Raw genomic sequence first — 9,803 nt, forward strand, 5'->3', positions numbered from 1 at the left:
GATCCGGCCTGCGGCGGCGCCGGCGCGGCGCGCTGGAGCGAACTCGGCGTCGGCGGCCCGCTGGCCGCGCAGCCGCTGCTGCGCCTCGGCCGCAATACCGCATCGGGAACTTTTGAATTTTTCCAGCAGGCCGCGCTCTGCGGCGGCGGCTACCGCGCCGACGTGGTGCAGTTTCCGGGCGCCGGCGCCATCGTCGCGGCCGTCGCGCACACGCGCAACGCGGTGGGCTATGCCGGACTCGGTCACGTCAACGGCCTGGTCCGCGTGCTGCCGCTGGCGCGCGGCGGCGCGGCTGCGGTGCTGCCGGATGCGGCAACTGTCATCGCGGGGCGCTATCCTCTGGCGCGTCCGCTGTATCTGTATTTCAACCGCGCCGACGACGGTCGGCCGAGTCCGGAAGTCGCCGCCTTCCTGCGCTTCGCATTGAGCCCGCGCGCCCAGGAAATCGCCGTACGCCACGGATTCGTCGCACTACCGGCGGCCGACGTGTCGCAGGAATCGGGGCAACTGCAATGACCTTGCTCAACGGCGCCATGCAGCGCGACCTCGCCGACCCGGCGCTGTACCTGAACCGCGAACTGGCCCAGCTCGAATTCAATTTCCGAGTGCTGGCGCAGGCTCAGGATCCGCGCGTGCCGCTGATGGAGCGGCTGCGCTACCTGTGCATCTCCAACAGCAACCTCGACGAGTTCTTCGAGGTCCGCGTCGCCGTGCTCAAGCAGCAGCTCGCGCTGAACACGCCATTTCCGGGGCCCGACGGCTTGTCGCCGAGCGAGACGCTGACCCGCATCCGCGCGCGCGCGCTCGAGCTCGTGCGCGCGCAGTACGCGTTCTGGAACGACGTGCTGCTGCCGGCGCTCGGCGACGAAGGCATACGCTTCGTCACGCGCGACAAGTGGACCGTCAAGCAGAAGCGCTGGCTGCAGGGCTATTTCCAGAACGAGATCCTGCCGGTGCTGTCACCGCTCGGACTGGATCCGGCGCATCCGTTCCCGCGCATTCTCAACAAGAGCCTGAACCTCGCCGTCGTGCTCAAGGGCAAGGACGCGTTCGGCCGCGAAGGCCACATGGCGCTGGTGCGGGCGCCGCGCTCGCTGCCGCGCATCATCCGGCTGCCGGCCGAAGTGTCCGACGGCCCCTACGATTTCGTGTTCCTCGCCGGCCTGCTGCAGCAGTTCATCGACGAGATGTTCCCGGGCATGCGCGTGGAAGGCTCCTACCAGTTCCGCGTGACGCGCAACTCCGAGCTCGTCGTCGACGAGGACGAAGTCGAGAACCTCGCCACGGCGCTGTCGGACGAACTGGCCGGCCGCGGCTATGCGCATCCGGTGCGGCTGGAGATCGCCGAGGCCTGCCCGAAGTCCATCACCGAAATGCTGATGGCGAACTTCGAGCTGACCGAGCAGGACGTCTACCGCTGCGCGGGTCCGGTCAACATCAACCGCATCAACGCGATCTACGACCAGGTCGAGCGGCCCGATCTCAAGTTCCCCAAGTTCACTCCGCGCGTCGCGCCGGCCTTCGCCGCGGGTCAGAACGTGCTCGACGTGATCCGCGAGCAGGACGTGCTGCTGCACCATCCGTTCGAGTCCTTCGGCGCGGTCATCGACCTCGTGCGCCAGGCCAGCCAGGACCCGGAAGTGCTCGCGATCAAGCAGACGCTGTACCGCGTCGGCGACCATTCGCCGCTGGTCAATCATCTGATCGAGGCAGCGCGCAACGGCAAGGACGTCACCGTCGTCGTCGAGCTGCGCGCGCGCTTCGACGAAGAGGCCAACATCCGCCTGGCCAACCGCCTGCAGGAAGCCGGCGTGCAGGTCGTCTACGGCGTGGTCGGCTACAAGACCCACGCCAAGATGCTGCTGATCGTGCGCCGCGAACAGGGCCGCCTGCGCCGCTACGTGCATCTGTCGACCGGCAACTACCACCAGATCACCTCGCGCGTGTACACCGATTTCGGCCTGATGACGGCCGAGCCGGACATCGGCGAGGACGTGCACAAGATGTTCCAGCAGCTGTCGGGGCTCGGTACGACGGTCAAGCTCAAGCGCCTGCTGCAGTCGCCGTTCACTCTGCACAAGGGTCTGCTCGAGAAGATCGAGCGCGAGATCGCCCACGCCCAGGCCGGCCGTCCCGCGCGCATCATCGCGAAGATGAATGCGCTCAACGAAGCCGGCGTGGTCCAGCAGCTCTATGCGGCATCGGCCGCCGGCGTGCAGATCGACCTGATCGTGCGCGGTGCCTGCGCGCTGCGCCCCGGTATCCCGGGCGTGTCGGAGAACATCCGCGTACGTTCGGTCATCGGCCGCTTCCTCGAACACAGCCGCGTCTACTGGTTCGCCAACGACGGCGCCGCCGAGATCTACTGTGCGAGCGCCGACTGGATGGAGCGCAACCTGCTGCGCCGTATCGAGACCTGCTTCCCTATCCTCGACGCGAACCTCGCGCAGCGCGTCTACGATGAAGCGCTGGCGAACTTCCTCGCCGACAACACGCAGGCCTGGATACTGCAGCCCGACGGCAATTACGTGCGCACCGAGCCGGGCGAACAGATGCCGCACTCGGCCCAGCTCGCCCTGCTCGCGAAGCTCTGCATGTAGCGCGACGGCCGCCCGCGTGCGCGGCCGCCGTGGCAGAATCCGCCGGCCCACCCGACCCTGAGGTTCGCGTGCCCAACGGCCAGAAGCCCATCCAGGACGGCGAGCTGCTCGCCGCCGTCGACCTGGGTTCCAACAGCTATCACATGGTCGTCGCACGCTATCAGCACGGCGAGTTGCGCGTGATCGACCGTCTGCGCGACAGCGTGCGCATGGCGGCCGGCCTGCAGCGCGACGGCAGCCTCGACAGCACCCGTCGCGACCGTGCGCTGGCGTGCCTCGCACGTTTCGGCCAGCGCCTGCGCGCGCTGCCGCAGGGGCGCGTACGCGCCGTCGCGACGAACACGGTGCGCCGCATGAGCGCGCCGCATGCGTTCCTGTTGCCGGCGGAAACCGCGCTGGGCCATCCGATCGAAATCGTCTCGGGCCGCGAGGAAGCGCGCCTGATCTATCTCGGCGTGGCCCATGGCCTTCCGGAGCTGCACGAGCCGCGCCTGTGCATCGACATCGGCGGCGGCAGCACCGAATTCATCATCGGCCGCGGCATGGAAGCGCTGGAGACCGAAAGCCTGCAGATGGGCTGCGTCGCGAGCACCTTGCGCTTCTTCGCCGACGGCAAGCTCACGAGCAAGCGCTGGCGCCAGGCGCAGACCGAGATCGGCGTGGAGCTGCAGCAGTTCGCCGCCGACTACCGCGCGCGCGGCTGGGGCGAAGCTGTGGGATCCTCGGGCACGATCCGTGCGATCGGCAACATAGTCCAGGCCAACGGCTGGAGCGACGCGGGCATCACGCGCGGCAGCCTCGAACGCCTGCGCGAGGCACTGCTCGCGGCCGGCAGCATCGACAAGCTGCGCCTGCTCGGCCTGTCGGAAGAGCGCCAGAGCGTCATCGCCGGCGGCATCGCGATTCTCGAGGCCGCCTTCGTCGCGCTCGAGCTCGAACGCATGCAGGTCTGCGAAACGGCGATGCGCGAAGGCCTGCTCTACGACCTGATCGGCCGCGCCGAACAGCGCGACCCGCGCACGGCGAGCATCGAGTCGCTCGTGCGCCGCTACGACGTGGACCGCGCGCAGGCGCGCCGCGTCGAGTCCACGGCCCAGTTGCTGTTCGACCAGATCGCCGACGCCTGGCAGCTCGACGGCGATGCGCTGGACTGGCTGCGCTGGGCCGCGCGCATCCATGAGATCGGCATCGCGATCGCGCACAGCCAGCATCATCTGCACGGCGCCTACCTGATGCGCCATTCGGACCTGGCCGGCTTCACGCGCCAGGAACAGGATTTCCTGGCCACGATACTGCGCTGCCACCGGCGCAAGCCCGACCAGGAGGCGCTGACCGCCCTGCCCGAGCGCCTGCGCCGCACGGCCGCGCGCGTCACCGCGCTGCTGCGTCTGGCGGTGTTGCTGCATCGCGCACGCAGCGCCGAGCGCCTGCCGGCCCTGACCGTGCGCGCCGACGACCGCGGGCTGGAACTCAAGCTCGGCCGCGACTGGCTGGCCCAGCATCCGCTGACCGTGGCCGACCTCGACCAGGAACGCGAACACCTCAAGGATCTCGGCGTGAAGCTGCAACTGCGCGCCGCGGAAAAGGTCTAGCGCCGGGCGGGACCGCATCGCTGCCGCACGCGGGTTTTGCCGCGTATCATTGCAACCCCACTTTGCAGGAGTTCCTTCCGTGCTCAAGCACCATCTGCTCGCCTTCGCCCTGCTGCTGCCGCTCGCCGCCGGAGCGCAGAACCAGCCCAAGCCGGCGCCGAAAGCCGAGGCCAAGCCCGCCGCGGCGAAAACCGAAGCCCCGGCCGAGGCCGCCAAGCCGGCGCATCCTCAGGTCGTGCTGCACACATCGATGGGCGACATCACGCTCGAGCTCTATCCGGACAAGGCGCCGAAGACCGTCGAGAACTTCCTGCAGTACACCAAGGACGGCTTCTACAACGGCACGGTGTTCCACCGCGTCATCAACGGCTTCATGATCCAGGGCGGCGGCTTCACGAAGGACCTGACGCAGAAGCTCACGCGTCCGGCCATCCAGAACGAGGCCAACAACGGTCTGTCGAACCTCAAGGGCACGGTCGCGATGGCCCGCACCAGCGACCCGCACTCGGCCACGGCGCAATTCTTCATCAACGTCGTCGACAACAAGCGCCTGGACTACGTCAGCGACCAGAGCGGCATGACCTACGGCTATGCGGTGTTCGGCAAGGTCGTCGGCGGCATGGATGTGGTCGACAAGATCAAGGCCGTCGAAGTCTCGGCCCAGGGGCCGCTGCCGGGCGACGTGCCCAAGGTCGCGATCACGATCGACAAGGCCGAAATCAAGGCCGACTGATCGGCGGCGCCCGCCTGCGCTGCCGCAACGAACGCCCCGCAAGGGGCGTTCGTTGCTTCTGAGGAAGCGCTCCTCGGCCGGCGGGGCGCGCTCGGTGCCGGCACCGGGTTCCGCGCTTACTTGGCCGTAACGGCCATCGGCTCGGAGATCTTCTTCTTGCTGCCATTCGTCATGACGGCACCGACGTAGTACCAGTACTGCGTGCCCTTGACGGCCGTGTCGTCGCGCCAGGCATAGTTGACGCTGCCGCCTTCCTCGGGCTCGACCTGCGCAATGACGTCGCGCGTGAGGCGTTCGAACGGTCCCTGCGCGGCGCGCGCGCGGTAGATCGCATAGCCGTGCACGCCGTTGTGCGGCGTCGCCTGCCAGCGCAGCAAAGGTCCCGTGCCCGGCGGAACGGGTTGGTTCACGGTCTTGTCGCGCGTATCGATGGCCTGCTTGAACTGGGCCATGAACGGCTGCTCGACCTTGCCGTCCTCGCCGGCCGATTCGGCGGCCTGCGCCATCAGCTTGTCGCCGTCCACCTTCACGACGTTGGAGTCGTCCTTGAGCATCAGCCCGTAGAGGTCGATCTTGAGCGGCGGCTGCTTGTCGCCGAGCGGGACGATCAGCGTACCGTTCAGACGACCGGGCGTGTTGTCCTTGTCGATCGAAAAGCGGACCTGTTTGCAGTCGGCGGCCTTGCCGGCGCAGGGCTCGACCGCGGCCTTGCCCTTGATGCGCTCGAAGCTCGGCTTGCCGACGGAGAACTTGCCCTGGCCCTCGTGGCGCAGCACGACGATGTACTCGTTGGGCTTGTTGGCCAGCACCAGTTCCAGCGGAAACGGATTGGCCGAAGGCACTACGTCGCCGCGCACGTCCGCGACGATCTCGCCCCAGGCCTGGGTCTGCAGCGTCGAATTGAGCTTGAGCTTGAGATTGGCCCGGTGCATGCCGTAGTAGTCGACCTTGTCCAGGGTCAGACGCACCGATCGCTTGTCCGGCTGTAGGTCGGCCCGGGCGAACGGCGGCGCCTCGAGCACCTGCTCGATCGCCAGATCGGGAATGTCGTCGCTCCTGAGCTCGAACACGGCCTGGGCCTTGCCGACCTCGGCAGCCTTGACGGCGCCGAACTCGACGACCGTACGGCCGTTCTCGAGAACCGACTGGGCGAACAGCGCCACGCGCGCGATCACCGCGTCAGCGGAGTCCGCGGTGTCGATATGAAAGGAATGCACCGCCGAGCCGTAGTCGTTGGCAGCGTCGATTTCGACGTCGATGCTGGCGCTCGCCGCAGGCGCGATGCTCGTCGGAAACGAAATCACGCGGTCGCCGGATCGCAGCGGCCGCACCTGCCTGATGGTCACGGCCTTGGTGCCGTCGTTGACGACCACGACGCTCGCCGTCGTACGCTGGAACTGATAGAGGTCGGGCAGCCGGACCGGATCGACGACCAGCGCCGCCTGCGCCTCGAAACCAATCGACGCAAGGAGTAAAGAAAGAGCAATTTTGCGCATAAAAAAGGCCCGTCTTTGCAGACGGGCCCCCATAAGTAAAGCGAACGACGGTTCTTACTCGACCGAGAAGTTCTGCAGCGAGACCGGCAGGACCGGCGTCGTCGTCAGCGCGAACGTGCCGCAGGCACCAGCAGCGCCACCCTGGTCGGTGATGAACACGAAGTAGGTGCCGGCCGGCAGGTTGTCGGCCGGATCGACCGTGACCGCCGCACCGGCGTTGCCGGCGTTCTCACCCGGGCAGGTGTTGACCGAGTTGCAGGCCGGGCCGTTCATCAGCGCGATGTACGGATTGAAGCCAGTGCCGTTGACCGAGAAGGTCGCCGTGTTGGTCGCGCCCAGGGCAACCTGATAGATCGCGTCGCGGGCGTTGCCGATCGGCGTCGTGTCACCGCAGGTCTGGACGAGTTGGTCGGCGGCGGCGCAGGTGTCGCCGTTGATGGTGCCCGGAGCCGAGATGGTGCCGGCGGTGGCATTGCACGCCGCCGCGAACGCGCCGGCCGAGAACATCGAGCATGCCGCGGCGAGCGTGGCAACAATCAGTTTAGAACGCATTGACGAGCACTCCTGAATAGTTATTGGAATTTACTGACCGATGAAGGTCTGACGGCGCGAATCGAACTCGTCCAGTCCGATCACGTCGGTCGGACCGTAAGAGGAGCGATACTGCGCGCTGGCCGCGAACACACCGAGCGAGGCCTGGGTGATGCCCGACCAACCGCTGTTGTTCACGCCGGTAATCGTGCCCGTCGGGCTCGCATCGCTGGAGGCGACGTTACCCGCATGCACCCAGTAACGGAACTGGGCGCTGGCACCCTGGCCCAGATCGAACTCGATGCGGTTCACGCCGTTCGGGTTCGGCAGCGGCACGGTGACCGAGCGCAGGTTCGAAGCCTGGCTGGAATCGGCGATCGTGAACGTGACCGACGGCACGCCGCCCGAACCGGACAGGGTGATGTTGATTTCTTCGGACGACAGGCCGGCCGGGGCCGTGGTCGCCGAAGCGTTGAACAGCTTGACCGAGCGCAGCACGCTGGTCAGGCCGGCCGGCGTTGTCGTGTCGACGTAGAAACGGGCGCGGTAGCGGCCTTCGTTTTCCGGCGTCGTGTCGGTGACGATGGACTTCGCGAACAGGGCGGCGCCCGAGTTCAGCGCGACATTCACTCGGCATTCCGTGCTGTTGAGGCCCGGAGTGACAATGTTCAGCACCGCGGCGCTGACCGTCTTGCTGGCCCAGGGACCGTTCGGCGCGGCCGGGTCGGTCGGGCAAACCGCCATCGAAGCGCCCGCAAACGTCATACCCGCCAGACCCAACATCGCCAGCGACAGCGTCTTCATCATGACATTGGCCTTCATTAGTTTTCTCCCAAGTTGGATCGGGCGGAAGCACGCTTCCTGCCCACGGATCAGTTCATGGGGCCCGACAGAAAAGAAGTTTAATCAGCACAATCAAATGCCGTCAACGCTTTAGCGACGGATCTGTGGGCGAATACACCACTTTCTGGCGAACCGATTCGGCACCCGCCACGGGTACTCGGAAGCTAGTAACGCAGCCGGGTCCACCCAGCGGACACTTGGCCACTAACTTTTTTTTGCGTTGACGTTGATTGATGCGGATTGGGACAATCGGCTTTTCGCGCAGGCCGGAGTCCCGTGTCAAATCAACAGATTGGCTCACGCAGCTGTCTCGCCGCCATCCCGGCCCGCAACGAGCAGGCCACGGTCGGCGAGGTCGTGCGCGGCGTCATGACGGCCCTGGATTGCCGCGTGCTGGTCATCAATGACGCCAGCACCGACGCAACGGCCGCCGCCGCCGCCGCCGCCGGCGCCATCGTGATCAGCCTGCCGTTCCAGCTCGGCGCCTGGGGAGCGACCCAGGCCGGCATGCGCTACGCGCTGCGCAACCAGTACGAACGCGTGATCACGCTCGACGCGGACGGCCAGCACCATCCGGACCAGCTGCCGCGGCTGCTGCAGGCGCACATCGACAGCGGCGCCGATGTCACGATCGGCACCTGCCCCGGACGCCTCAGCGCGGCCAAGCGCGTGGCCTGGGCCTATTTCCGTTTCATCACCGGCCTCAGCGTCACCGACTTCACCTCGGGCCTGCGCGTCTACGGACGCCGCGCGATCCGCGCGCTCGCCTCGCGCGAAGCCAGCCTCATCGATTACCAGGACATCGGCGTGCTCATACTGCTGCGGCGCAAGGCGCTGCGCATCGCCGAGGCGCCGACCCTGATGTCCGCCCGGCGCAACGGCGCGTCCCGCATCTTCTCGTCCTGGTTCACGGTCGCGCGCTACATGATCGCGACGACGGTGCTCAGCATTGCGCGCGTCGGCGCCCGCGAGCGGCGCCGCGGTCTGGAGACGGGTTCGCCATGACTGCACAGATCACGGCCGCCCTGCTCGGCCTGGCCCTGGCCGGCAGCATTCTCTATCTCGTGCGCCGCGACCATCTGCACGGCCCCTACGCGCTCTGGTGGCTGATCGTCGCCGCGGCGACGCTCGTGCTCGGCTTCGTGCCGCGCACGATCGACTGGCTCGCGCATCTGACCGGCATCGCCTATCCGCCGGTGCTGCCGATCATCATCGGCCTGTCGCTGATCCTGCTGCGCCTGCTGCAGCTCGACATCGAGCGCTCGCGCCAGGAACGCCAGATCCGGCGTCTGAACCAGAAGCTCGCGATCCTAGAGGAAGAGCTGACTACCCTGCGCCGGGCCATGACCTCGCGGACCGAATCCGCCCCTCGCTCCGACTGACGCGCGACGCATGCGCGTACTGCACCTCGGCAAGTTCTACCCGCCGGCGCCGGGCGGCATCGAGACCTTCACGGCCGTGCTCGCACGCGAACAGGCAAAGGCCGGCGACACGGTCGGCGTGCTTGCGCACTCGGCGGCGCGGAGCTGGCGCAGCCGGCGCCGCCGCGACGGGGCCGTCGACGTCGTCGAGACCGCCCGTCTGGGACAGCTCGCCTATGCGCCGCTGAGCCCCACGTTTCCGCTGCAGCTCCAACGCTGCATCGCGCGCGAGCGGCCGGACCTGCTGCACATCCACGTGCCGAACACTTCGGCGTTCGCCGCCCTGCTGCTGCCGGCCGCGCGCCGGCTGCCGTGGGTCGTGCACTGGCACGCGGATATTCCGCTGGACAGCGGCAGTCGCCTGCTCCGGGCAGCCTACCCGCTCTATCGCCCCTGGGAGCAGGCTCTGTTGCGCCGCGCCGATCGCGTCATCGCGACCTCGGCGGCGTACCGCGACGCGAGCCACGCGCTGGCACCCTGGCACGACAAGACCGTCGTCGTGCCGCTCGCGCTCGGCGAAGCCGCTGCGCCGCTGCCGGCCGCGCCGCTGTGGCCGGCCGGCCGGCGGCGGCTGCTCGCCGTGGGGC

General features: G+C 67.7%; 10 protein-coding genes. 7 read left to right on the forward strand and 3 right to left on the reverse strand.

Annotated elements, in window-relative coordinates; genetic code table 11:
- The 4 genes from NON22_RS14970 to NON22_RS14985 form a co-directional block, all read left to right on the forward strand.
- On the forward strand, nucleotides 1-516 hold a 516-nt coding region (locus tag NON22_RS14970), incomplete at its 5' end, for a PstS family phosphate ABC transporter substrate-binding protein (protein ID WP_257387752.1).
- Complete coding sequence (gene ppk1 / locus NON22_RS14975) at nucleotides 513-2,600, forward strand: polyphosphate kinase 1 (protein WP_257387753.1); 2,088 nt, start codon at nucleotides 513-515, stop codon at nucleotides 2,598-2,600. The genes NON22_RS14970 and ppk1, both read left to right, overlap by 4 nt.
- A gap of 68 nt (nucleotides 2,601-2,668) precedes the next feature.
- Nucleotides 2,669-4,192, forward strand: coding sequence for an exopolyphosphatase (gene ppx, locus NON22_RS14980; protein ID WP_257387754.1), 1,524 nt, complete (start codon nucleotides 2,669-2,671; stop codon nucleotides 4,190-4,192).
- 79 nt (nucleotides 4,193-4,271) lie between these two features.
- Complete coding sequence (locus NON22_RS14985) at nucleotides 4,272-4,925, forward strand: peptidylprolyl isomerase (protein ID WP_425507984.1); 654 nt, start codon at nucleotides 4,272-4,274, stop codon at nucleotides 4,923-4,925.
- 116 nt (nucleotides 4,926-5,041) lie between these two features.
- On the opposite strand, the gene NON22_RS14990 is transcribed toward NON22_RS14985, so the two are convergent.
- From NON22_RS14990 to NON22_RS15000, 3 genes are read right to left on the reverse strand one after another with little or no spacing between them, the layout of a single operon-like run.
- The gene (locus NON22_RS14990) at nucleotides 5,042-6,421 is read right to left on the reverse strand and encodes a fimbrial biogenesis chaperone (RefSeq protein ID WP_257387755.1); all 1,380 of its coding nucleotides are present in this window, start codon (nucleotides 6,419-6,421) and stop codon (nucleotides 5,042-5,044) included.
- A gap of 54 nt (nucleotides 6,422-6,475) precedes the next feature.
- Complete coding sequence (locus NON22_RS14995; protein WP_257387756.1) at nucleotides 6,476-6,973, reverse strand: hypothetical protein; 498 nt, start codon at nucleotides 6,971-6,973, stop codon at nucleotides 6,476-6,478.
- A 30-nt stretch (nucleotides 6,974-7,003) separates the two neighbouring features.
- On the reverse strand, nucleotides 7,004-7,756 hold the full coding sequence (locus NON22_RS15000; RefSeq protein ID WP_257387757.1) for a hypothetical protein: 753 nt from the start codon (nucleotides 7,754-7,756) through the stop codon (nucleotides 7,004-7,006).
- Nucleotides 7,757-8,071: 315 nt separating this feature from the next.
- Between NON22_RS15000 and NON22_RS15005 the strand changes: the two genes are divergently transcribed.
- From NON22_RS15005 to NON22_RS15015, 3 genes are all read left to right on the forward strand, one after another.
- A complete protein-coding gene (locus tag NON22_RS15005; RefSeq protein WP_257387758.1) occupies nucleotides 8,072-8,800 on the forward strand; it encodes a glycosyltransferase family 2 protein in 729 nt (242 codons plus the stop codon).
- On the forward strand, nucleotides 8,797-9,177 hold the full coding sequence (locus NON22_RS15010; protein ID WP_257387759.1) for a DUF2304 domain-containing protein: 381 nt from the start codon (nucleotides 8,797-8,799) through the stop codon (nucleotides 9,175-9,177). The genes NON22_RS15005 and NON22_RS15010 overlap by 4 nt, the downstream gene beginning before the upstream one ends.
- Before the next feature lie 10 nt (nucleotides 9,178-9,187).
- On the forward strand, nucleotides 9,188-9,803 hold a 616-nt coding region (locus NON22_RS15015), incomplete at its 3' end, for a glycosyltransferase (protein ID WP_257387760.1).

Source organism: Tahibacter caeni (genome assembly GCF_024609805.1).
GTDB lineage: Bacteria > Pseudomonadota > Gammaproteobacteria > Xanthomonadales > Rhodanobacteraceae > Tahibacter > Tahibacter caeni.

What these genes read in the sequence shown, in the direction of transcription:
- ppk1 (WP_257387753.1), top strand. Translation starts at nt 513, where the DNA reads ATGACCTTGCTCAACGGCGCCATGCAGCGCGACCTCGCCGACCCGGCG.
- NON22_RS14990 (WP_257387755.1), bottom strand. Translation starts at nt 6,421, where the DNA reads ATGCGCAAAATTGCTCTTTCTTTACTCCTTGCGTCGATTGGTTTCGAG.
- NON22_RS14995 (WP_257387756.1), bottom strand. Translation starts at nt 6,973, where the DNA reads ATGCGTTCTAAACTGATTGTTGCCACGCTCGCCGCGGCATGCTCGATG.
- NON22_RS15000 (WP_257387757.1), bottom strand. Translation starts at nt 7,756, where the DNA reads ATGAAGACGCTGTCGCTGGCGATGTTGGGTCTGGCGGGTATGACGTTT.
- NON22_RS15010 (WP_257387759.1), top strand. Translation starts at nt 8,797, where the DNA reads ATGACTGCACAGATCACGGCCGCCCTGCTCGGCCTGGCCCTGGCCGGC.